Raw genomic sequence first — 21,464 nt, 5'->3', positions numbered from 1 at the left:
GATAGGCCTCAAACAAAACACCGAAACCCCCTCCTGCGCGGAATGCGCGAGAAGGGGGCTGGTAATCGTCGTGAAGCGAAAAACTAGCTGTGGTAGTTCGGTGCCTCGACGGTCTGGGTGATGTCGTGTGGGTGCGATTCACGCAGACCAGCGGTGGTGATCTGGACGAACTGCTTGGTCTGCAGCTCCTCGATGGACGAAGAACCGGTGTAGCCCATTGCAGCGCGCAGGCCACCAACGATCTGGTGGGTGATGGCATCAATCGTGCCGCGGTAAGGAACGCGGCCTTCGATGCCTTCTGGAACCAGCTTGTCCTCGCTGGTCACATCAGCCTGGAAGTAACGGTCCTTGGAGTAGGAGCGCTTCTCGCCGGAGAGGCCACGGCCCTGCATCGCGCCCATGGAACCCATGCCGCGGTAACGCTTGTACTGCTTGCCGCCCACAACGACGATGTCGCCTGGAGCCTCGGCGGTACCTGCAAGCATCGAACCGAGCATGACGGTAGATGCGCCAGCCGCGATGGCCTTAGCAATGTCGCCGGAGTGCTGCATGCCACCATCGGCGATGATTGGCACGCCTGCTGCACGAGCGGGAACGGAAGCCTCCAGGATCGCGGTGATCTGAGGAGCACCCACACCTGCAACAACGCGGGTGGTACAGATCGAGCCTGGGCCGATACCGACCTTGATGGCATCTGCGCCCGCATCGATCATGGCCTGGGATGCCTCACGGGTAGCCAGGTTGCCACCGATGACCTCGACGTTTGCGCCGAAGTCCTTCTTCACACGCGCGACCATTTCCAGGACGCGGTTGTTGTGTGCGTGAGCGGAGTCAACCACGAGCGCGTCCACGCCTGCATCGACCAACAGGCCTGCACGGGAGTAAGAATCTTCGCCGGTACCAATGCCTGCTGCGACAAGGAGGCGACCCGCGTCATCCTTGGAAGCGTTCGGGTAAGCCTCGGACTTGACAAAGTCCTTCACCGTGATCAGACCGGTGAGCTTGCCTTCATTATCAATAATCGGCAGCTTCTCCACCTTGTTGGTGCTCAGCAGCTCGAGTGCTTCTTCCTTGGACACGCCCTCGTTGGCCACAACGAGTGGCATCTGGGTCATGACCTCGGAGACCTTGCGCTCAAAGTTCGATTCGAAGCGCATGTCACGGTTGGTGATAATGCCAACCAGCTTGCCCTCATCGTCGATGACAGGCAGGCCAGAAATGCGGAACCGCGCGCACAATGCATCGACTTCCTCGATGGTCATGTCTGGGCGCGCGGTAACTGGGTTGGTGACCATGCCGGACTCGGAACGCTTCACAATATCTACTTGCTCGGCCTGCTCTTCCGCAGAAAGGTTGCGGTGCAGCACGCCAATGCCTCCCTGGCGAGCCATGCCGATGGCCATGCGTGCCTCGGTGACAGTATCCATCGCAGCCGATGCCACTGGAATGCCCAGGCGGATCTTGCGAGTCAGTTGCGCAGAGGTGTTCACTTCGCCCGGCACAATGTGCGATTCTGCTGGCAAAAGAAGAACATCATCAAAGGTCAGCCCACGCAATGCAATCTTGGTTGGGTCATCTCCACCGGTAAACACGTGTGGTTCAGTCATATCTTTACGCTCTCCTATCACAGACACCTACAATTCGCTTGCCCTTACCTTAGTGCCTATCCCCCTAAGTTTCCTAGCCCGCATGCAAGTCGACTTGTGCGCTGGCAAATTGCCCTATGGCACTTCAAACAATAGGGTGACCAGTGTGAACTATGACTCCATGATGCCCCGCGATCCGTTTGCCGACGATCCTAATGATCCGGCCTCGTTCTTGGAGGAAGAGCACATCGAGCCGCTTAGCGACGATGAACGCGCCGCAGTCCTCGAGGATCTGCGGCACGTGCGCGAATTCCAGCAAGTACTCAAGCCACGCGGCATTCTGGGAATCTACTTCTTATGCGAAGACTGCGACCAGATGCATTACTACGACTGGGAGATCATGGAAACCAACATGGTGGCCACACTGGGTAACCAGATCCCTCCCGTACACGAGCCCAGCGTGGAGCCGGACCCCAACGCGTACGTCCCGTGGGACTACGCCTTGGGCTACCTCGACGGGTTGGAGTCCCGCTAGTACTAGCTAGTTCTGCTTGTTAGTACTGCTGGGGTGCTACTGGAGCTGCCGGAGTCTGCGGTGGCACTTCAACCGGTGCCGACGTACTTGGCAGTGGGTTTTCCCGCACTGGCGCTTCGACATATACCGTTTGCACCTGAGTTTGGGTCTGCGTCTGCGTCACAGTTGCTGGGGTACCTGGCGCTGGGGCCACGGTCTCGGTCACGGTAGCTACCGAAGGTTCATTTACAGCCGGAGCGGTTCCATTCGACGATGACGAAGCAGGATTTCGTGGCGTTTCAGTCACGGTGACCGTTACAGTCTCGGAAGTACCCGACCCCTTGGACTGAGTTGTCCGAGGTTCAGCCGCTGCCGGGTCGGCGACTTCTTGCATACCCCCAACGATGGTGCGCGCCTGGTTTAACAACTCGCGCGCACGAGGTTCATCACCCTGGTCTGTAGCGGTTTGCATTTCCTCCAAAGTGCCCGCGAGTTCCACCACGGCCGTACGGTCACCGTAAATTGCGGAGGACACAGGCCACAGTGCGGAACCCGGGGTGGCGTTATAGAGCGCAGCACCGGAACCAACAACAACTACTGCCGACGCTGCTGCGCCAACAAATCCAGCCAGCCATGGATTCACTCGGCGAGTATTCGACGCAGAACCAATTGGCACGACAGTGGCGCCACCCCGCTCAGAGCGATTTTCTGGAGCAGCCTCGGCGCCTTCCTCGGAATCTGCCTCGGCTACTTCCCCAGAGGATTCCTCAGCACCTTCTATCACCGGTGCAGGTGGCATCTGCCCGTTGATATCCTTGCGCAGCTCTAACAGAAGCTGCGCCAATTCGTCCTCGCCGTCGGAGGGGTCCACCCCGCGCGACAAGGACGTCAAGAATGCGTCATCGTCGATCAACGGTTTGAGCTGATCGGAGATGTCGCTATTCGCATTCTCATTGCGCCGCTTAGTCATTTGTTTGACTCTTTCTCTTGCTCTAAGGACTGCCGTAATGAAGCAAGTGCCCGGTGCTGTGCTACTCGCACTGCCCCAGCCGTACTTCCTACTGCATCCGCAGTTTCTTCTGCAGACAGACCCACGAATACTCTCAGAATAATAATGTCGCGGGCCTTCTCACTTAGTGAATCGAGCAACTCCCTCACTCTGTTACTTCCATCTTGAACAAGCGCGGACTCCTCCGGAGTGGTCCCCGTGTATTCCCCATCCGGGACCTCTTCGGTGGGGTTAGATTTGTCCCGCGACATGCTTCGATGCGCATCTGCAACCTTGTTGAATGCAATGCCGTACACGAAAGCCATAAAGGGCTTTCCTCGATCAACATACTTCCCGATTGACTGCGACACCGCGAGACAGATTTCCTGAGCTGTGTCCTCCGCCGTGGGAGTACGTCCACCGCCAATCCTGGCACGGGTATAGCGCAGCACTTTCGGGTAAACGATACGAATTACTTCCTGCAATGCACGCCGGTCACCTTCGGCGGCCAATGGAACGAGCTCTGCGAGCCGTTCGTCGGCGGTTGAGTCTGACACGATAGTCCTACTTTGCATCTTCGGAAATGAACAGGTGCTGGAAATGATTGTTTCAGGTCATTGATATAACGAATCAATCAGTCAAATCGAGTTCTTATCATACCCTGTGGCCTCGACAAAGCCTTATCTGCACCACAAAGGAAGCTCCCCTTCCGCATAATCTTCCCAGCTCTCGAGGCATTTTCCGCAATTTCCCCCGCCGCAAAACCAGCAGAAGAACTAGACAAAAAATCCCGCTCGAGAGATGACGCAAATCTGTGAATTGCGTAGGAACTGCCCAATCAGCGGTGCTCGTTGTCAAATTGTTAGCGGAAAGCGACACAACCGGTGCCAACTCGGGTTGCCACAGCCCCCTATAACAAAATTTGCAGACCGCTTTACAAGGCAGTTGAGAGGGGTTTTCCAGCAATTTCCAAAAGTTCACCCACCTTTAACCTGAGATATTCACGCAGGTCAAGAGCGCTTTTCAAGCTTAGGGAACCCCTTATCAAACTTCCGGCAACAAAAATTCAACCAATTGTTAACCATGAAATACCACACTTCAACACGGGTCGCAGCGCGAACACACTCGTGAGCTCACTGCAGTACCTAAGGCCCACATCAACATCCGTGTCCACCACCCGCGTACAACGCTTTAACGGTGCTCATTTAAAGGGGAATACCACCATGTCTCAGCCGCAGCAGCTTCCAGGACCAAACGCCGACTTCTGGGATTGGCAGTTGCACGGGTCCTGCCGTGGCCAGGCATCGGATGTTTTCTACCATCCAGACGGCGAGCGCGGACGCGCACGCGCTCAGCGCGAGAACCGCGCAAAGTCCATTTGCTACACCTGCCCTGTTCTTGAGCAGTGTCGCGAGCACGCTCTCAAGGTCGCTGAGCCTTATGGCATCTGGGGTGGCATGAGCGAATCTGAGCGCCAAAACCTGCTGCGCGCACGCCAGCCACGCAAGGTTCGCGCGAAGGGTGCACCGGCGGTTCCTACCGTCGCAGCGCGCGCGAAGTAAAAAGAAAAACTCCCGTGTTTTGCAGCATTGCGCTGACAAACACGGGAGCAATCACAGAAGCGTTGAGGCGAGCCCGCTCAGGCCCGCCTCTTAAAACCCACTCTTAGTGGATTCTAGTGATGGTGTCCGTGGACACCGGCTGCAGGAGCCGCAGGCTCAGCAGGCTTTTCTACAACAGATGCCTCAGTGGTCAGGATCATCCGAGCAACAGAGGTTGCGTTCACAACAGCCGATGCGGTGACCTTAACTGGGTCAATGATGCCCTGCTCGATCAAGTTGCCGTACTCCATGGTGGCAGCGTTGAAGCCTTCACCGTTGGGGCGCTCGGCAATCTTGGAGACAACAACAGCGCCGTCAATTCCTGCGTTGTCTGCGATCCAGTACGCAGGCTTCACCAGCGCACGGGAGACCGCCAGGACGCCGACCTTCTGGTCGTCTTCGAACTCGTCCGCGTACTCCTTCAAAATCTCGGAGATCTGAACCAGTGCGGAACCACCGCCGGCGATGATGCCTTCCTGCGATGCGGCACGTGCAGAGTTGATAGCGTCTTCGACGCGCAGCTTACGCTCGTTGACCTCGGTCTCGGTTGCAGCACCGACGCGGATGACCGCGACGCCACCGGACAGCTTTGCCAGGCGCTCTTCTGCCTTTTCCTTGTCCCAGGTGGAATCGGTGTTCTCGATTTCGCGGCGAATCTGCTCACGACGAGCCTCGACAGCCTCAGCGGTACCAGCACCATCAACGATGACGGTATCGTCCTTGGTCACGTTGACGCGGCGTGCGGAACCGAGGACGTCCAGGTCAGCGTCCTTGAGGTTGATGCCAACCTCAGGATCGACCACGGTCGCGTTGGTAACTACAGCCAGGTCATCCATGAACGCCTTACGACGATCACCGAAGTATGGAGCCTTCACTGCAACAACCTTGATGGCCTTGCGGATCGAGTTCACAACCAGGGTCTGCAGTGGTTCACCGTCGACGTCTTCGGCGATGATCAGCACTGGCCTGTTGGTAGCAACAATCTTTTCCAGCAGTGGCAGGAAGTCTGGCAAAGAGGAAATCTTGTTACGGACCAAGAGAACATATGGGTTCTCCAGGACTGCGTGGCTTGTTTCAGAGTCAGTCACGAAATAAGGAGAGAGGTAGCCCTTATCAAAGGAGATACCCTCGGTGACGTCAACGTAGGAGTCAATGGACTGGGACTCTTCAACGGTCAAAACGCCGTCCTTGCCCACCTTGTCCATTGCACCTGCCACCATCTCACCGACGACCGAGTCGCGGGAGGAAACGGTAGCTACGTTGGCGATCTCTTCGGAGGAGGAGACATCGGTTGCGCGAGCACGCAGCTCTTCGACGACCTTTTCGCTAGCAGCGGAGATGCCCTTGTTCAGCTCGATTGGGTTCGCGCCGGCAGCAACGTTGCGCAGGCCTTCCTTCACCAGCGCCTGCGCCAGCAGGGTTGCGGTGGTGGTGCCATCACCAGCGATGTCGTTGGTCTTCACAGCAACCGACTTCACCAGCTGTGCGCCGAGGTTCTCGAATGGATCTTCGACATCGATTTCGCGTGCGATGGTCACGCCATCGTTAGTCACGGTCGGACCACCGAAGGACTTGGAGAGGACGACGTTGCGCCCCTTCGGGCCCAGAGTTACCTTGACCGCATCAGCGAGGGTATCTACACCACGCTGGATGCCCTCGCGGGCTTCCTGATCAAATGCAATAAGTTTTGCCATGGGTTAAAAAGACCCCCGACTACTTCTCGACGATTGCGAGCAGGTCGCGTGCGGAGAGCAGCAGGTACTCTTCGCCGTTGTACTTCAGCTCGGTGCCGCCGTACTTGGAGAAGATAACGGTGTCGCCTTCCTTGACGTCAACGGCAATCTTGTTGCCCTTGTCATCGGTGCGACCAGGACCCACAGCAATGACGGTAGCCTCTTGTGGCTTCTCCTTTGCCGAGTCAGGGATAACCAGACCGGATGCGGTGGTGGTCTCCGCCTCCACGATCTGAACCAGAACCTTGTCTTCCAATGGCTTGATGTTTACGTTTGCCACGTTGTGAAACCTTTCGTGAGATATCAGTTTTGTTCTTGTGCTGGTTGGTTTATTCCTGCACAGCCGTCGTCGCGGGTGAACAACTGTGTGTCAAACAACCTATTTAGCACTCTACCCATGAGAGTGCTAAGTCTCAACATGAAGTGAAACAAATGAGCGAATTTTCACGAAAGCCCAGCTCAGAGAGCTAAGAATTAACGCCCCTCAAGCACCAAAGGCACTTCAGCTTCCAAAGACGTGTCGGTTCCCACACCATATCCGGACTCCGGTGCGCCCTCGTGAATCAGTTGCGCACCGAGTGCGGCAATCATCACGCCATTATCGGTGCAGAGATTAAACCGAGGCACCCGCAGCTCGATCCCCGCCTCGTCGCAACGCTCCCCGGCCAATGAACGCAACCTGGAATTGGCCGCAACACCGCCACCAAGGAGCAGCGTTGTCGCGCCGGTGTCCTGGCACGCGCGGATCGCCTTTTGCGTCAAAACGTCGGCGACGGCTTCTTGGAAGGAAGCACAGACATCCTCAAGTGAGATGACTTCGCCCTCACGCTCAGCGCGCTCGACATAACGCGCCACGGATGTTTTCAGCCCCGAGAAGGAAAAGTCGTGGCGGTGTTCGCCGCGCAGATCCTGCGGGCGGTTGAGGCCACGCGGGAAGGCGATCGCCTTCGGGTTTCCACGTTGTGCTAGCTTATCGACGATCGGACCACCCGGATAGCCCAACCCCAAAAGGCGAGAGACCTTGTCATAGGCCTCGCCTGCCGCGTCGTCGAGCGTGGAGCCGAGCTCCTTCATGGGCTTGCCCACCGCCTCAACTTCCAGCAACTGTGTGTGCCCGCCGGAGACCAACAGCGCGATGGAATGAGGAAGCTCTTCTGCCCCGTCGAGGTTGGCTACTGCCACGTGCCCGCCGAGGTGGTTGACGCCGTAGAACGGCACTCCCCACGCAGCGGCGTAGGCCTTCGCAGCCGATGCGCCGACCAGCAAAGGGCCGGCAAGGCCTGGGCCCACCGTCGCGGCGACAGCATCGGGTTTGTCGATACCAGCCTGTGCCAGCGCATCGGCCATCACCTGGGGCATCGCCTCGAGGTGCGCGCGCGAGGCGATCTCGGGAACCACGCCACCAAAGCGCGCGTGCTCTTGCATGGAGGAGGCGACGGAATCAGCGAGGATCTCCATGGCGCCGTCGTTGTGAAGCTGAATAACTCCAACACCGGTCTCGTCGCAGGAAGATTCAATGCCTAAAACGATCACCGTTTATGTCCTTTCACTCAGGCTGGGGCGCTTCATTGTGTACGCATCCGCCCCGGAGGGCGAATAGTAGTTCTTGCGCAGCCCAATCTGCTTAAAATCAAATTTCTCATAGAGAGCGATGGCAGCGACATTGTCGGTGCGAACTTCCAGGAACATCTGTCCGTCGTATTGATCGGCCACGTGCGTGAGCTGTTCCATCAGGTACCTGCCGATTCCGCGGCGCTGGTACTGCGGATCAACGCCCACGGTGTGCACCTCGAACTCAGGGTCGTCGCGCGGCCCGAGCATGGCAAGACCGGCGTAGCCCATCAGCTCGTCGTCTTCGCTGTCCTCTTCCTCATCCGAGTCGAAGACGCCCACGTAAAACGTGTGCGGTGCCGCAAACTCAACCAGGAAAATCTCGCGCGACCAGGGATTATCCTCCGCAAACAGGATGGCCTCGATTTCGGCGACGCGATCCGCGTCCGTGCGAGTCAGCGTGCGTAGTTTCACAATTGAACCTCAGGAATTGCGGGTGACTTCGGCTTTTGCGCTGGCACTTTCGCATCCGGCCTGCGCAGATAGTGTGGCACCAGTGGCTCCGGTGCGGCCTCTAAGTCGGCAACAGTAACCAACGCTGCCGCGGTGGGCGCAACATAGCTGACCTTTTCAGCCTTCACGGCAAGCGCGTCGCGGAGGTGATCCGGCACGCTAATGGCATCTACGTCATGGTCAAGAGTGAGCGAGGCTGGAGCGATCACATCGGGACCCGCCACGCGCTCGCCCTGGTTGTAGGCTGCCCAATACACTTCGCGACGACGCGCATCGGTAACCACGAGGACCCGTGGCTCGTCGATAAGCGATGCAACAGCATCATGCGTGACAACACCATGAACCGGAATCCCCAGGGCCTGGCCGAATGCGCTGGCCGTGGACATGCCCACGCGCAACCCGGTGAAGGGGCCGGGGCCGGAACCGACAACGATGGCGCCTAGGGCGGCGAAGGTGAGCCCGCCGCGTTCGAGCAGCTTTTGTACGGTGGGTACCAAAATCGCGTTGTGATTACGCGTCTCAGGCACTACCTCATCGATGCTTTGACCTGTTTCGGTATTGACTAGGCCTGTGACAAGGTCTGGTGTAGCTGTATCGAGGGCAAGAACCCACATTAGAGGCGGTACCCCAGGGCCCAGACGTTACCGTCCTTGTAGAACGGCAGCGGGGTGTTCATTGGGATGGCCTGCTGCATGGCGGCGGCCTGACCCTGGATTTCTGGGCACAGCTTGACCTGGCCGGTGGAGACCTGATCAATGGCGATCTCAGCAGACTGATCCACTGGCAGAAGCATGACGTAGTCGTACTCACCGCTCAGATCGAGCTGCTGGCCAGCAAGCTCCATCTTGATCTGCTGCAGTTCTTCAGGCTCGTTGTGGCACAGGGTCAAAATACCCTGGTAGGAATCGCCGTAGACATAGGAAGGGTTAATCTCAGCATCGGCCATCAAGGCTGGTCCGGTGGCCGGGGTGATTTCGCTCAAGGCCTTGCTCAGGGAGCTTTGCCCTGACGCGCCCGCGTTCCCCTTTGGCACGATGAAGATCAATACCGCCAGGATGATGACCCAGACGGCGATAACGATGCCGAGCCAACCTTTGTCTTTGCTGTTGAGATTCATGATCCCGATCCTACAACCACTTAGACAACTAGCAAGAACAAGACCTGGCTGGCCACAATTTTTCCGATCATTGTTGTCGGATAAACAGTGGCATAGCCTCGCTCAGCAAGGTCGGTGCGCGTTTGTGTATTCAGGTAACTAATTACCGCCGGGTTCGTTGTCATGCCTGCGGCAACACCCATCGCCTCATCCCACTTCAGCTTGAACAGCCACATCCCCACAAAGCCAATGACAAGAGCAGAAAAGAGCGTGATGACGAGGCCCACGCCCATGTATGTCAACGACGCAGGATCGGTCAAGGCGGTGCGGAAACCCGCACCCGCAGAGGTACCAACACCCGCCAGGAACAGCGCAAGCCCGAGCGTAGAAATCGTCCGGTTCGCGTGGAAGGGTAATTGCCAGTGGATCGGGCCCGTGCGGTTGACCGCACCGAGAATCAAGCCCGCGACGATCGGGCCACCACCGAAGCCCAAAGTGAGCGTGGTGCCCCCTGGCAGCGGAATCGGGATGGCTCCGATAAGAAGACCTATCGTCAGCCCCAAGGCGAAGGGAAAAAGATCGACGTTGCCGAGCGACTTTTCCGAATCCCCGATGTAATCGCGCACCTTGTCCACGCGCCCCGGTGCGGTGACCACGCGGACGCGGTCCGAATAGTTCAACACGGTGCCTGCAGTGGGCACAATCGAGGAGTCGGCTCTGCGCACCCTGGCAATAAGGAAGCCTTTTGAGGCCGGGTCGAGGTCGCGAATTTGATGGCCCGCGACCTCAGGATTGGAGACTGTGTATTCACGGTAAATCAGATCGGTATCTTCAATCTTGATTTCGCGTTCTTCCCCGAGCTGGGCAATTGCAGACTCAAGCGCCTCCGCGGTGCCGTGAATGAGCAAGATCATCCCCGGCTGCAAGGGTGCGTCTTGGTCGGCTAGTTTATGGTCATCGGGGTCGTTGGTGATGCGGGTGGCCAAGATTTCTTCGCCGGTGATCTCTCGCAGCTGCCCGATCGTTCCTGTAATGCCTTCGCGGATCTCCACGCCTGTCCACTTCAAGGGAGCGGTGATGAGTCCCTCATCTTCGGCGTCTTTCTTGTGATTGACTTTCAGCACCGCGGCACCAATCGCGGCCACGAGGATTGGCCCGATGACCGCACCAGGGTAGGCCAGCGAGTAGCCCACCACCGGTGCTTGGGCTTGGTCGGGACTAACCATTTCCACCACGGCTGCCATACCGGGGGTGGAGCTCAGGGCACCAGCAAACATGCCCGCACCCATGGCCGGATCCAGGTCGAGGCCTTTAATAAAGGCCCACCCCAGGCCTACGAGTACGACAATCATCACCAGCATGAAAACGGTCAGTTTCCAACCGCGATTTTTGAATTCGCGGAAAAATACTGGCCCCGAGGACAAACCGATGACATAGACGAACATGGCCAGACCAAGTTGGTAGACCAACGACGGGATCTGGATATCGGGATTAGCCGTTGCCAGGCCGAGTGCCACAAACAGTACGGCTGCTGCGCCCAGGGAAACGCCGAACACCTGGATTTTTCCAATAGCCAGGCCCAGCGCCAACATGATGGCTAGGGCGAGTAGTGGGTTTGTGGCTAAGTAATCCAGCATGTTCGTTCCCTGCCTAGTTCCCTATTTAGTTTCCGATGTGTCCAGCCACAATTGACACCGGCCAGCGCACCGTGAGTTGGCGAGTGCCCCACACCAATTCCAGGGTTTCTGCAAAATCGTCGAAGAGGTGCTCGTGGCCGTCCCGGCGCGCATTCGCTGTGGCGGACCAGGTGCCCAAGTAGGCCATGAAGTCCTGCACGCTCATGGTGCGCACGATGTCAGGGCTGGTAATTTCCACCTTCTCGAAGGGGAACGGCAGATGCTTCATGCCGGTTTCCACGTGCACGCGGCGCTCGTCCCAGAACTGGTGGAAATCTCCGAAGTAGAACTCCTGATAGGCGCGGTCGGCTTCCGCATCGTCGATCATGCACAGGCCGTAACTGACCAGGGCGATCAATGCGCCTGGGGCTGCGACGCGGCGTGCCTCGGCATAGAACCCGTCCAAGTCGATCCAGTGCGCTGCTTGCGCCACGGTGATCAGGTCGGCGGAGTGATCAGTGATGGGTAGCGCAACGGCATCGGCGACCGCATAAATGGCCTCACCGGTAGCCGCCTTAACCTGCGGAAGTGAAATATCGGTACCCACGGTGAGGTCGTACTCAGTGGTGAGAGACTCGGTGAGCTGACCGGTGCCGCAGCCGATGTCGAGGGCGAAGCCGTGGCTCTCCGTTTGCTCGGCTAGGCTGTGCGCGAGTTCGCCTGGATAGGTAGGGCGAAATTTGGCGTAGTCCCCGCCTTGATCAAATGTCAGCGACATGATGCATCCTCCACGAAATAATCCGGCCTTCGGAATCTGGATCCTCTTGCACAAGTGTCTCACGATCGAGGGAAACTAGCAGGAAATCCTGGCTCAGTTGTTCCACTAGTCCCCCACCCCACTCGGCAACAACCACTGAATCTTCCAGCGCGGTATCAAGGTCAAGGGAATCGAGTTCTCCCAACGGATCGCCGGACCCGGACTCGTCGATAAGCCGGTACGCGTCCATGTGGATCAGTGAGGGACCGCCGACCGTGCTGCGGTGCTCTCGTGCGATCACGAACGTCGGGCTGGTCACGCGCCCTTTGACCTGCATGCCTTTGGCAATGCCCTGGGTCAGGGTGGTTTTGCCCGCGCCGAGTGGGCCGTCGAGGATTACTACGTCGCCGGCTTCCAGTGCTGCGCCGAGTTCCTCGCCAAGGCGTTGGGTGTCCTCGCGGGTGTCGCACTGCTTGCGGCCTTGTGACGGGAAGGAGTCTTTCATGGCCGAGCTAGATCCTTTCTGCAATAAGTCCGGTGCCAACGTAGGTGCGCTCGGTGCGCCCGTTGGGGCGACACACGACCTCGTAGTTGATGGTGTCGGCGCGCTCGGCGAGCTCGGATGCGTCCATGCCACCGGCGCCGAAAATGATGGCCTCGTTGCCAATCTCGACGTTGTGCGGGTTATCGCCCAACCAGATCACGATCTGATCCATGCAGACCCGGCCCACCTGCGGGTAGCGATGCCCATTGATGGTGACCTCGATCTTGTCCTGCCAATTGCGCGAGACCCCATCGGCGTAGCCTGCCGGAACGACTGCGGTGAACCCATCTGCGGGAGCAGTCCAGGTCAGGCCGTAACTTGTGCCCTCACCCTTGGAAATCGGCTTGACCACGGTGACCTCAGCCACCCAATTCATGGCGGGAATCAGGCCGTGGGTGCGCCCTTCCACCGGTTCGAGCCCATAGAGGCCAATCCCCGGCCGCACCATGTCAAAGTGCAAATCCGAGCGGGTCAGGGTGGCCGGGGTGTTGGCCAGGTGGTTCGTTTTCAGCTCAAGGCCCGCAGCTCGGCCCTGGGCGATTGCTTTGCGAAAGTTCTCCGCCTGCTGATCGTTGAACGGGCTTTCCGGTTCGTCGCCGCACGCGAGATGGGTCATTAAACCCACCACCTCAAGATGCTTTGCCGCAGCAGCCATCTCGAAGGCTTCCGCCCAATTATCTTCGTCGATGCCCGAGCGGTTCATGCCCGTGTCCATCATGAGATGGATCCGGCGGGGCGTGGGGTCGGCTATAAGCACGCGCAAGTGTGCCAGGGAAGGAACGCCGAGCTCAACGTTGGCGGGTAAATCGTCGTCAAGTGCCCAGATCCATGCCAGCACTGGCTTATCGGTCAGCGTGCGGACGATCCTGGCCTCAGCCAAGGTGGCCACTCCGAAGGCGTCCGCGCCTTCCGCATCCATCACCGGTACGACGCGCTGGACGCCATGGTTGTATGCATCGGCTTTGACCACGCACATCAAGGCGGCTGGTTCGACCAATGCCTTGATGGTGCGTGTGTTGTGCGCGATTGCATCTAGATCAATGCGGGTGACAAGCAAACTCATGGTCCTTATTGTGCCATTAAGTGCCCCACACCAATAAGAATCAACAACGCGGCCACGAACCAGCTTGCCCACAGCGAGACCTTTTGTGGGTTGCGGCGTGCTTTATCAAAAAGCTTTCCGACGAACGACTCTGGAGATTTGCGCACCCAACCAACCAATAGTGCGCACACAATTGGCAGGCTGAGCGCAACCGTGGCGTACAGAAGCAAGCCGGCGTAGCGTGTGCCCGCGTCGATGCCACTGGCGGAAAGTACGGCAAGTCCTGCATAAAACGGGGCCGATGTAGCCGACTGCACCAGGCCCAAGATGAAGCCCATGAGAACTGTGCGCAGAGTTGGTTCGCGCATGGGCACCATGATGGTGCTGACCAGTTTGGAATTATCGCCGCCGCGCAGCGCCATCACCCCGACTAAGATGCCCGTGGCGATGAGTAACCAGCCGAAGATGGGGCCTTCGACGAAGGTGCGCACGATGGTGCCCAACCCGTCGAAGATAAACAGCATGACCAGCGATAGCGTGGCCACGCCCAGCCAGTCGCCGAGGATGAGCAGACTTGTGACCTTGGCGTATTTCTTCCGAACAGGCGGGATAGTGATGCCCACCGCGACGATCACGCCGATGAGTAAGACGTTGATCGAATCGATAAAGGCGAAGCGGAGTGCGGCAAGCATAAATTTAGGCTACTTCCTTATTGGCCTTCGTGGTTATGCGTGGAGGCGATGAGTTCTTCGATCGCGGTGACTGCCTCGGCCGGGTCCTTGACTGACACAAGCGTGGCCTGGGGTGCGCCTAGTTCGTCGGTGCCGTGTTCGATCCGGACGGTGGGACCACCCACGATGAAGGCCGTGGCACCGTCGATATGGCGCTTCCCTGCGCCATCGCTGGGCTTGGTCGTTGGGCCTTCGCTGACACTTGTAATGGTTGAGGCCGGGATCTGCTCGTTATACAGACCACCTGAAAAGTGAATATCCACCCCGCCTTGGTGGACGCGCACGGTGATCTTGACGAACAACAAAAGCAGCGCAACTACGGCGAGGCCGAGAAAGATTGCTACCTCGACGATGGCGGGGGCTGCCAACCAGCGGTAGAACGCCCCGCCGATCATGAGGGCGGCAATTGCGATCAAGACGATGCGCATGCCTCCGTTAAGTCGCTGGGTAAATACGGCTGATTTCATGCGGTGCGGTCCTCGAGGTTGGCAGTACTCTACTTTTCCACAGCCTAGTCAAGGCGGGCCCTGCCCAAAGAATCACCGGCAACTCTGGGAATCAGAGCTGCCGGTGTTTCAATCGTCGTGAAGCGAAATCTTTTTACTTGCCTGCAGGGGCCAACACGATATCGAAGCGGCACTTCGCCCACTCGGTATCGCCGAGATCACGGCCATCCGGAGTCGCGGTACCGGCAGGCTGAGTCTCGAACTTCTTAATCAACGAGTCCTTGACGCCGAAGACGGAATCACCAATCTCGATCTGCGGATCCCCCTCGACGAAAATGTGCGTGACCAGCGTACGCAGGTTCTCCGCGGTGACCATGAAGTGCAAGTGCGCGGCACGCAACGGGGAACGACCCACCTTCTGCAACATCTTGCCCACCGGACCATCATGCGGGATGGGGTACGGCACAGGAGTCAGGCCCCAAAACGCGTAATGGCCGTTCTCGTCGGTATAAAGGTGCGCACGGCACGAGGTGCGATCATCGTCGTACTGCACATCGTAGAGACCATCCTCGTCGCACTCCCACGCCTCAATGCGCGCACCAGCAACAGGATTACCATCCGTATCTGTCACAGTGCCCTCCACCCACGCAGGCTGCCCCTTCGCACCGAAGGACATATCGTCACCGATCTGAATCTCCGGGGCATCATCGAGGAAGAACGGGCCGAACACGGTGGCCTCAGTGGCATCCTCATACGCCTCATTGTTCACCGCGATGGTCTGCATCGACGCACCCAACGTGTCCGAAAGCAGCACAAACTCCTGGCGCTTGTCATCAGTAATGTGGCCAACCTGGGTGAGGAAATCAATAGCAAAGTTCCACTCATCCTCGCTCAAACGCACATCGCGGATGAAATCATGCAGATGCACCACCAGGCGCTGCATCACAAACTTCAAACGCGGATCTTCCGTGCCATCAAAAGAGGCCACAACCTCGTTGACCAGGTCTTCTTCTACCGCAGTCTGCTCCACGGAAATCACGGGGCGGGTGGACTCGGAGGTAGGAATATTCGACATTCTTCTATCCTTAACTTGTTACTTACTTCTTGATCAGGGTCTGCGGGTCATCACCATTGAGCGCTGCGGTGAGCAACTCGGTGAGGTTCTCCTCGGTGACCTCGCGCGGATTCGAGGCAGGGATCTTCTCCAATGCCTGGCGGACAACCTCAGCAATACCCTCGGCGCTAAAGCCGTAATCCTTCAATGCCTTCGGCGCATCCAACTTCTCGCGCAGGGCTTGCAAGCCTTCGACTGCCGTGTCTGCGCCAAAGGCGTGCGCCATCCGAGCTTCCGTCTCCGGGGCATCACCCACATTGAACGCCAACACATACGGCAAGACCGTGGCATGGGTTTGGGCGTGTGGCAGGTTAAACGTGCCACCGAGAATATGGCAGATCTTGTGGTGGATCCCCGAGCCCGCCGAGGCAAACGACACCGCAGACAGATACGCACCATAGAGGGCCAGGTCGCGGCCGTGAATCGATTGGGAATCCTCCACGATCAACGGCAGACCCTCATTGAGTGCGCGGATACCCTCGGCGGCCATCGCCGCGTTGATCGGATCAGCCTTCGGCGCCCACATCGAATCCACACAGTGCGCAATACCGTTCAGCCCAGACGCCACCGACATCTCCACGGGCAAACTCAAGGTGAGCTCGGAGTCGTAGATGACGCTGACTGGCAGGACTTTGATATCGGATCCGGTGGTCTTGATCTCGTTTTCGGTCAGGCCCCATACATCGGTGGCCTCACTACCGGCGTAGGTGGTGGCCACAGCAATCGAGGGGATCCCCGTGGTCAACGAGACGGCCTTCGCGGTACCCGTGGTGGACCCGCCGCCAACAGATACCAGCAGGTCAATGTCGTTGTCTTCGGCGACCTTGCGGGCACGCTCGGCAACCTCGACGGGCACGTGCATCACTACCTCGTCGTGCAGCACTGCCACATCGATCTGGGCTGCAACCTCATTGGCTAGCTCGAGCTCACGCTCGCCGGCGATGACCATGACTTTTTTCGCGCCGAGGCGCTCGACCTCGGATTTCAGGTTCTCTGCTGCTTTGCCCGCACCAAACAACACGTGCTGGCCAAGGGTGTGATGATGAAACGCCAAACTCATTTTCTAGTCTCTTTCTGGCTTTGTTGGGTTTTAAGCTTCCGCGACAGCAGTCTTGTTGGCCAACATTGCAAGCAACTGGGTGAGGTTGTTGTTTAGTTCGGCTGCATCGGTTGCGGTGGCGGCGGTGTAGAAGTCGGGGCGGATCACGGCAAAGGTATGGCCGTTGTTTTCGAACCACCGGGTAAAGATTCCGCTGTCGGTCAGCGGGGAATCCGAGCCAGCCGGCCCAACCTCAACGTACTCGAAATCGTATTTCGCCAGTGCTTCTTTCACGGAGTCTGCGATGACATCGGCCGGGTTCGTCTTCCAGCCGATCACGCGCCAACCACGGCCCGCGATCTCGTCGAAACGCCCCGTGTGCTCACCTTGAGTGACAAAGCCTTGGACAGACAGCTCACCAGCGAGTGGCGAATCCTGGATCCACAGGCCTGGGCCGAGGACGGCAACGTCCGTATCGACGGGGCCGTCGGCTTCTGCCAGTTCCTTGATCATGCGCTCATCGCGCGCTGCTGCTTCGTCTTCGTCGGTGATGCAGATGACGCGGCCGAGCATCATGGAGAAGTCGATGTAGTAATTGACGTGCTCACGGCGTTCGCTGGAGTAGGACTCAAGCAGGGACTCGTCGCCTTTGCCTTCGAGGATGGCATTGAGGCGCCACCCCAGTGCAAGAGAGTCACGCAGACCTGCGCACATGCCTTCGCCGGCAAACGGTGGCATCAAGTGGGCGGCATCGCCGGCGATGATGCCGCGGCCGTTGTACCACTTGTCGGCGCACGCTGCCTGGAAACGGTAGATCGCGGAACGCTCGAGCTCCGCGTTGTCGGGGGTCATCCCCCATGGCTCCAGCAGCTTCCATGCATTTTCTTCGCTGGCGATTTCGACTGGGTCCTCGCCTGGGAGCACCTGGTATTCCCAGCGGCGTCGCCCTGGGCCACCAGGAACGATGGTGGTGGGACGCTTCGGGTCGCAGAGCTGCCAGTGCGCTGGCTCCCACTCGAGCTGATCGGTCTTGAGATCCAGGATCAGCCAGTCGAAGAAGTAGCCACGGTCGTCGTAGGACAGGCCCAGCTGGTCGCGGACGAAGCTGTTCGCACCGTCGGAACCGACAACGTACTTCGCGCGAATCTGCTCAGTTTCGCCGGTGGCAGCAAGTTTGCCGGTAATGGTTGCCGAGTCCGCGTCTTGTTCAAAGCCGACGACCTCAAAGCCCTGGCGCAGCTCCACGGTTGGGAAGGTCTGAGCCAGTTCGCGCAGGTGGCGTTCGAGTTCTGGCTGGTAGAACCAGTAGCGGGTGCGGAAGCCGGAATCCGTCATGGAGTTCCAATCCACTTCCATGAGGGTCTCGCCCTTGGCGTTCTTCCAGTAGTACAGGCTGTCGTGTTGCTCCATCGCTGGGTGGTTGTCGGCGTCGATGCCGATGTAGCCCAAGATGCGGGCGATTTCGTGGTCGAAGGTGACGGCGCGTGGGCGCTCGTAAAACGTTGGCCACTTCTCGACGACAGTGGCGCGGTGTCCGCGCTGGCCCAGCAGCACAGCGAGCAGGGTGCCCACAGGGCCTGCGCCGACGATGGCGACGTCGGTGTCGTAATCCTGACCGGTGGACGAGCCGGTGGCGGAATGGTCTGCGAGTGTCATGTAACTCTCCTCTGAATGAAACGTGTTGCGCGTCATATTGCCTAGGTCACCTACTGACAGATGATTCATTAATGACACAAGATTCAGTTTTATTTTTTACCCCCACCCGCACGTCCACACTGGGACTTTGTTTTAAGGTATGTCCATGTCCGCTACCCCCAACCGCCAAGCACAGCGGCGCGCCACCACCCGCGCCAAGCTACTGCGAGCCGCGCACCGTGCCATGTCCGAAAAGGCCCCCGGAACCATCGCCATTTCCGATATCACCGCAGGTGCCGACGTTGGCACGGGTACCTTTTACAACCACTTCTCCTCCCTCGACGAGATCCTGCAAGAAGTTGCCGAACAATCCATGGAGTACATCGGCCAAGCCCTGGACCTGTCCGTCTCAGAGCTCGACGACCCCGCCGAAGTCTGGTCCGCCTCGCTGCGATACCTCGTGCGCTACTCACTCACCGAGGAAGTATGGGGGTGGTTCTTCGTGCACATGGGAGCGGCCCACCCCGCCCTCGACAGCACATTCGGCCCCGCGCCGCCCGCGATCTCCAGCGCGGCGTCGACGAAGGCCGCTTCATCCTCGAAGATGTCGACCTCGCCGTGACATGCACCTTCGGCGCCCTGTTTGCAGCGGTACGCAAAGGCTTAACGACGAGCGACTCGTCCCACTTGGACGTGCAGTTCGCTCGGGCAATGCTGCGCATGGTGGGCGTGCCCGCCGATGAGGCCGAAAAAATTGCCGAGCTCCCGCTGCCGGAGCTGACCATGCCCGCTGATCTGTTTGCTGCCCCTTAAATGCCTTAAATGCCTCAAATGCCTTTAGAGCGATATCGAAGACTGGAAATTTAGGTGGTGGATATAAGGCATAAAGGGGTGTTTTCGGGTCGCTTTTCGGAGAATTCGATATCGCGCTCAAGGTTTTCCGTGACGCGGGAATACAAAAACTCCCGAGACATCAGGTCCTGATATTTCAGACCAATGTCCCGAGAGCGATACGCGTCGTCGTAAAGCGAATTTCTACTCTACGGTGACCGACTTTGCCAGGTTGCGTGGCTTATCAATGTCCTCGTTGCCGCACTCATGGGCAATATCTGCAGCTAGGAACTGCAAAGGCACGGTGGCCAGCAGCGGCTGCATGATGGTTGGGGTTTGCGGAATGCGCACCAACCAGTTCGCGTAAGGCTCGACGGCGGTATCGCCTTCTTCGGCGATGACGATGGTCTTCGCACCGCGCGCACGGATCTCCTGAATATTGGAGACGATCTTCGAGTGCAGCTGAGGCAAACCACGTGGCGAAGGCACGATGACAACGACGGGCAGGTCGTCCTCGATCAGCGCGATCGGGCCGTGCTTGAGCTCGCCGGCAGGGAAACCCTCGGCGTGAATGTAGGCAAGCTCCTTGAGCTTCAAAGCACCCTCAAGAGCAATTGGGTAGCCCACGCCGCGGCCAAGGAAGAGCATGGTCTTGATGGGGCCCAGGGTGTGAGCGATTTGTTCGACCTGCTCGCGAACGCCTAGGACTTTTTGCACCTTGGCTGGGATCGCCTCGAGTTCCTCCCAGATCTCGCGGATCTCATCGGGGTACTTGGTGCCCTTGGCCTGCGCCAACGCCAAACCGACGATGTAGTTCGCAGCCACCTGGGCCAAGAACGCCTTCGTGGAAGCCACGCCGATTTCTGGGCCCGCATGCGTGTAGAGAACAGCGTCCGATTCGCGAGGAATCTGCGAGCCGTTGGTGTTGCACACTGCCAGAACCTTCGCGCCCTGCGACTTCGCGTGGCGCACCGCCTCGAGAGTGTCGGCGGTTTCGCCCGACTGGGAGATTGCAAGGACAAGCGTGCGCTCGTCGAGAACTGGGTCGCGGTAGCGGAACTCCGAGGCCACTTCAATCTGTACTGGGATGCGCACCCAGTGCTCAATGGCGTACTTTGCAGCCAGACCGGAGTGGTACGCGGAACCACACGCAACAACGAAGACCTGGTTGAAGGACTTCAAATCCGTATCCGAAATGGAGTTCTCGTCGAGGATGACGCGCTCACCGTCCCAGTGACCAGCCAAAGTATCGCGCACGGCGGCAGGCTGCTCGTGGATCTCCTTCATCATGAAGGAGTCGTAGCCTTCCTTCTCCGCTGCCGAGATATCCCAGTCGATGGTGAATGGCTTGCCTTCAGCTTCGGTGCCATCAAAGTTGAGGATCTCATAGGAGTCCTTCTTGATGATCACCACGGAATCCTGGCCAAGCTCTACTGCTTCCTTCGTGTAATCAATAAACGCAGCAACATCCGAGCCCAGGAACATTTCGCCCTCGCCCACGCCAACGATCAATGGCGTGGAGCGACGAGCTGCGATGATCTGATCAGGGTGATCAGCGTGCAGGAACAGCAAGGTGAAAGCACCCTCGAGGCGGTTCAAGGTTTTCAGAGCCGAGGCACGGAAGTCACCGGCAGTCTCGCCCTCGTTATACGCCTTGGCCAGAAGGTGCGCTGCAACCTCGGAGTCAGTTTCGGACTTCATCTCGATCTGGTCGCGCTTGAGCTCTTCGCGCAGAACTGCAAAGTTTTCAATGATGCCGTTGTGCACGATTGCAGCTTTGCCATCAAAAGACAGGTGCGGGTGTGCGTTCTCATCGGTCGGGCGGCCATGGGTAGCCCAGCGGGTATGGCCAATTGCCGTGGTTCCACTTAGGGATTCAGCCCCGACCTCGTTGATCTTATCTTCGAGATTGGCCAGCTTACCAGCACGTTTCGCCGATGCAATCGCACCATCGTGCGCAACGGCAATACCCGACGAGTCGTATCCACGGTATTCCATTCGGCGCAGTGCATTGACTGCTATATCTAGGCCTTGATTATCTCCAACGTATCCAACGATTCCACACATGGGAACAGAATAAACTACGCGGGCCCATTCGCAATACCTTGGCGAATCCCCAGCGCCTTG

At 58.4% G+C, this 21,464-nt stretch carries 21 protein-coding genes and 1 pseudogene; 3 read left to right on the top strand and 19 right to left on the bottom strand.

Features of this window, described 5'->3' with window-relative positions:
* Positions 1 to 83: 83 nt before the first annotated feature.
* Positions 84 to 1,607 carry an IMP dehydrogenase gene (guaB, locus tag ACXZ66_RS03115; protein ID WP_458750422.1) on the bottom strand — a complete coding sequence of 508 codons (1,524 nt, stop codon included), beginning with the start codon at positions 1,605 to 1,607 and terminating at the stop codon, positions 84 to 86.
* Positions 1,608 to 1,752: 145 nt separating this feature from the next.
* Here guaB and ACXZ66_RS03110 point away from each other — a divergent pair, with 145 nt between their 5' ends.
* The gene (locus tag ACXZ66_RS03110) at positions 1,753 to 2,121 is read left to right on the top strand and encodes a DUF5319 domain-containing protein (RefSeq protein WP_458750420.1); all 369 of its coding nucleotides are present in this window, start codon (positions 1,753 to 1,755) and stop codon (positions 2,119 to 2,121) included.
* A gap of 19 nt (positions 2,122 to 2,140) precedes the next feature.
* On the opposite strand, the gene ACXZ66_RS03105 is transcribed toward ACXZ66_RS03110, so the two are convergent.
* Together ACXZ66_RS03105 and ACXZ66_RS03100 are read right to left on the bottom strand one after the other, a co-directional pair.
* Entirely contained in the window at positions 2,141 to 3,070 is a 930-nt protein-coding gene (locus tag ACXZ66_RS03105; RefSeq protein WP_458750419.1) for a hypothetical protein, read from the bottom strand.
* Positions 3,067 to 3,663 (bottom strand): sigma-70 family RNA polymerase sigma factor, encoded by a 597-nt coding sequence (locus ACXZ66_RS03100; RefSeq protein ID WP_458750417.1) that lies wholly within the window; start codon positions 3,661 to 3,663, stop codon positions 3,067 to 3,069. The genes ACXZ66_RS03105 and ACXZ66_RS03100 overlap by 4 nt, the downstream gene beginning before the upstream one ends.
* A gap of 648 nt (positions 3,664 to 4,311) precedes the next feature.
* On the opposite strand from ACXZ66_RS03100, the gene ACXZ66_RS03095 reads away from it, so the two are divergent.
* A complete protein-coding gene (locus tag ACXZ66_RS03095) occupies positions 4,312 to 4,650 on the top strand; it encodes a WhiB family transcriptional regulator (RefSeq protein ID WP_018297707.1) in 339 nt (112 codons plus the stop codon).
* Between the two features lie 113 nt (positions 4,651 to 4,763).
* Here ACXZ66_RS03095 and groL read toward each other — a convergent pair whose 3' ends face one another.
* From groL to mhpA, 15 genes are all read right to left on the bottom strand, one after another.
* Positions 4,764 to 6,383 (bottom strand): chaperonin GroEL, encoded by a 1,620-nt coding sequence (groL, locus tag ACXZ66_RS03090; protein ID WP_458750415.1) that lies wholly within the window; start codon positions 6,381 to 6,383, stop codon positions 4,764 to 4,766.
* A 19-nt stretch (positions 6,384 to 6,402) separates the two neighbouring features.
* Entirely contained in the window at positions 6,403 to 6,702 is a 300-nt protein-coding gene (gene groES / locus ACXZ66_RS03085; RefSeq protein ID WP_018297709.1) for a co-chaperone GroES, read from the bottom strand.
* A gap of 194 nt (positions 6,703 to 6,896) precedes the next feature.
* The gene (gene tsaD, locus ACXZ66_RS03080; RefSeq protein ID WP_458750413.1) at positions 6,897 to 7,955 is read right to left on the bottom strand and encodes a tRNA (adenosine(37)-N6)-threonylcarbamoyltransferase complex transferase subunit TsaD; all 1,059 of its coding nucleotides are present in this window, start codon (positions 7,953 to 7,955) and stop codon (positions 6,897 to 6,899) included.
* 3 nt (positions 7,956 to 7,958) lie between these two features.
* Positions 7,959 to 8,447 (bottom strand): ribosomal protein S18-alanine N-acetyltransferase, encoded by a 489-nt coding sequence (gene rimI, locus ACXZ66_RS03075; protein ID WP_458750412.1) that lies wholly within the window; start codon positions 8,445 to 8,447, stop codon positions 7,959 to 7,961.
* Positions 8,444 to 9,100 carry a tRNA (adenosine(37)-N6)-threonylcarbamoyltransferase complex dimerization subunit type 1 TsaB gene (gene tsaB, locus ACXZ66_RS03070; RefSeq protein ID WP_458750411.1) on the bottom strand — a complete coding sequence of 219 codons (657 nt, stop codon included), beginning with the start codon at positions 9,098 to 9,100 and terminating at the stop codon, positions 8,444 to 8,446. The genes rimI and tsaB overlap by 4 nt, the downstream gene beginning before the upstream one ends.
* Positions 9,100 to 9,603 carry a hypothetical protein gene (locus tag ACXZ66_RS03065; protein WP_458750409.1) on the bottom strand — a complete coding sequence of 168 codons (504 nt, stop codon included), beginning with the start codon at positions 9,601 to 9,603 and terminating at the stop codon, positions 9,100 to 9,102. The genes tsaB and ACXZ66_RS03065 overlap by 1 nt, the downstream gene beginning before the upstream one ends.
* Positions 9,604 to 9,623: 20 nt before the next feature.
* A complete protein-coding gene (locus tag ACXZ66_RS03060) occupies positions 9,624 to 11,219 on the bottom strand; it encodes an aspartate:alanine exchanger family transporter (RefSeq protein WP_458750408.1) in 1,596 nt (531 codons plus the stop codon).
* Positions 11,220 to 11,244: 25 nt separating this feature from the next.
* A complete protein-coding gene (locus tag ACXZ66_RS03055) occupies positions 11,245 to 11,976 on the bottom strand; it encodes a class I SAM-dependent methyltransferase (protein WP_458750406.1) in 732 nt (243 codons plus the stop codon).
* Positions 11,960 to 12,460: a tRNA (adenosine(37)-N6)-threonylcarbamoyltransferase complex ATPase subunit type 1 TsaE gene (gene tsaE, locus ACXZ66_RS03050; RefSeq protein WP_458750405.1), complete on the bottom strand. Its 501-nt coding sequence runs from the start codon at positions 12,458 to 12,460 to the stop codon at positions 11,960 to 11,962. Before tsaE ends, ACXZ66_RS03055 begins: the two co-directional genes overlap by 17 nt.
* A 7-nt stretch (positions 12,461 to 12,467) precedes the next feature.
* Positions 12,468 to 13,562 carry an alanine racemase gene (gene alr, locus ACXZ66_RS03045; protein WP_458750403.1) on the bottom strand — a complete coding sequence of 365 codons (1,095 nt, stop codon included), beginning with the start codon at positions 13,560 to 13,562 and terminating at the stop codon, positions 12,468 to 12,470.
* Positions 13,563 to 13,567: 5 nt separating this feature from the next.
* Positions 13,568 to 14,233 (bottom strand): sulfite exporter TauE/SafE family protein, encoded by a 666-nt coding sequence (locus ACXZ66_RS03040; protein ID WP_458750401.1) that lies wholly within the window; start codon positions 14,231 to 14,233, stop codon positions 13,568 to 13,570.
* Between the two features lie 17 nt (positions 14,234 to 14,250).
* Positions 14,251 to 14,739 (bottom strand): hypothetical protein, encoded by a 489-nt coding sequence (locus ACXZ66_RS03035; RefSeq protein WP_458750400.1) that lies wholly within the window; start codon positions 14,737 to 14,739, stop codon positions 14,251 to 14,253.
* A gap of 133 nt (positions 14,740 to 14,872) precedes the next feature.
* Positions 14,873 to 15,793 (bottom strand): dioxygenase family protein, encoded by a 921-nt coding sequence (locus ACXZ66_RS03030; RefSeq protein ID WP_458750398.1) that lies wholly within the window; start codon positions 15,791 to 15,793, stop codon positions 14,873 to 14,875.
* Between the two features lie 22 nt (positions 15,794 to 15,815).
* The gene (locus tag ACXZ66_RS03025) at positions 15,816 to 16,892 is read right to left on the bottom strand and encodes a maleylacetate reductase (RefSeq protein WP_458750397.1); all 1,077 of its coding nucleotides are present in this window, start codon (positions 16,890 to 16,892) and stop codon (positions 15,816 to 15,818) included.
* Between the two features lie 30 nt (positions 16,893 to 16,922).
* A complete protein-coding gene (gene mhpA / locus ACXZ66_RS03020) occupies positions 16,923 to 18,527 on the bottom strand; it encodes a bifunctional 3-(3-hydroxy-phenyl)propionate/3-hydroxycinnamic acid hydroxylase MhpA (RefSeq protein ID WP_458750395.1) in 1,605 nt (534 codons plus the stop codon).
* Between the two features lie 139 nt (positions 18,528 to 18,666).
* On the opposite strand from mhpA, the pseudogene ACXZ66_RS03015 reads away from it, so the two are divergent.
* Positions 18,667 to 19,319, top strand: a pseudogene (locus ACXZ66_RS03015) (TetR/AcrR family transcriptional regulator).
* A 222-nt stretch (positions 19,320 to 19,541) separates the two neighbouring features.
* Here the strand turns inward: ACXZ66_RS03015 and glmS are convergent.
* On the bottom strand, positions 19,542 to 21,404 hold the full coding sequence (glmS, locus tag ACXZ66_RS03010) for a glutamine--fructose-6-phosphate transaminase (isomerizing) (protein ID WP_458750394.1): 1,863 nt from the start codon (positions 21,402 to 21,404) through the stop codon (positions 19,542 to 19,544).
* Between the last annotated feature and the right edge of the window lie 60 nt (positions 21,405 to 21,464).

The organism is Corynebacterium sp. S7, assembly GCF_054401105.1.
Note: the sequence above shows the minus strand (reverse complement) of the source record. Positions and strands in the feature narration are given on the sequence as shown.

Bases quoted from the DNA above. Each gene is read 5' to 3' on its own strand.
- ACXZ66_RS03105 (WP_458750419.1), bottom strand. From the start codon at position 3,070: ATGACTAAGCGGCGCAATGAGAATGCGAATAGCGACATCTCCGATCAG.
- ACXZ66_RS03065 (WP_458750409.1), bottom strand. From the start codon at position 9,603: ATGAATCTCAACAGCAAAGACAAAGGTTGGCTCGGCATCGTTATCGCC.
- guaB (WP_458750422.1), bottom strand. From the start codon at position 1,607: ATGACTGAACCACACGTGTTTACCGGTGGAGATGACCCAACCAAGATT.
- tsaE (WP_458750405.1), bottom strand. From the start codon at position 12,460: ATGAAAGACTCCTTCCCGTCACAAGGCCGCAAGCAGTGCGACACCCGC.
- ACXZ66_RS03095 (WP_018297707.1), top strand. From the start codon at position 4,312: ATGTCTCAGCCGCAGCAGCTTCCAGGACCAAACGCCGACTTCTGGGAT.
- ACXZ66_RS03035 (WP_458750400.1), bottom strand. From the start codon at position 14,739: ATGAAATCAGCCGTATTTACCCAGCGACTTAACGGAGGCATGCGCATC.
- ACXZ66_RS03040 (WP_458750401.1), bottom strand. From the start codon at position 14,233: ATGCTTGCCGCACTCCGCTTCGCCTTTATCGATTCGATCAACGTCTTA.
- ACXZ66_RS03030 (WP_458750398.1), bottom strand. From the start codon at position 15,793: ATGTCGAATATTCCTACCTCCGAGTCCACCCGCCCCGTGATTTCCGTG.
- ACXZ66_RS03100 (WP_458750417.1), bottom strand. From the start codon at position 3,663: ATGCAAAGTAGGACTATCGTGTCAGACTCAACCGCCGACGAACGGCTC.
- glmS (WP_458750394.1), bottom strand. From the start codon at position 21,404: ATGTGTGGAATCGTTGGATACGTTGGAGATAATCAAGGCCTAGATATA.
- tsaB (WP_458750411.1), bottom strand. From the start codon at position 9,100: ATGTGGGTTCTTGCCCTCGATACAGCTACACCAGACCTTGTCACAGGC.
- groL (WP_458750415.1), bottom strand. From the start codon at position 6,383: ATGGCAAAACTTATTGCATTTGATCAGGAAGCCCGCGAGGGCATCCAG.
- ACXZ66_RS03025 (WP_458750397.1), bottom strand. From the start codon at position 16,892: ATGAGTTTGGCGTTTCATCATCACACCCTTGGCCAGCACGTGTTGTTT.
- alr (WP_458750403.1), bottom strand. From the start codon at position 13,562: ATGAGTTTGCTTGTCACCCGCATTGATCTAGATGCAATCGCGCACAAC.
- ACXZ66_RS03060 (WP_458750408.1), bottom strand. From the start codon at position 11,219: ATGCTGGATTACTTAGCCACAAACCCACTACTCGCCCTAGCCATCATG.
- ACXZ66_RS03055 (WP_458750406.1), bottom strand. From the start codon at position 11,976: ATGTCGCTGACATTTGATCAAGGCGGGGACTACGCCAAATTTCGCCCT.
- mhpA (WP_458750395.1), bottom strand. From the start codon at position 18,527: ATGACACTCGCAGACCATTCCGCCACCGGCTCGTCCACCGGTCAGGAT.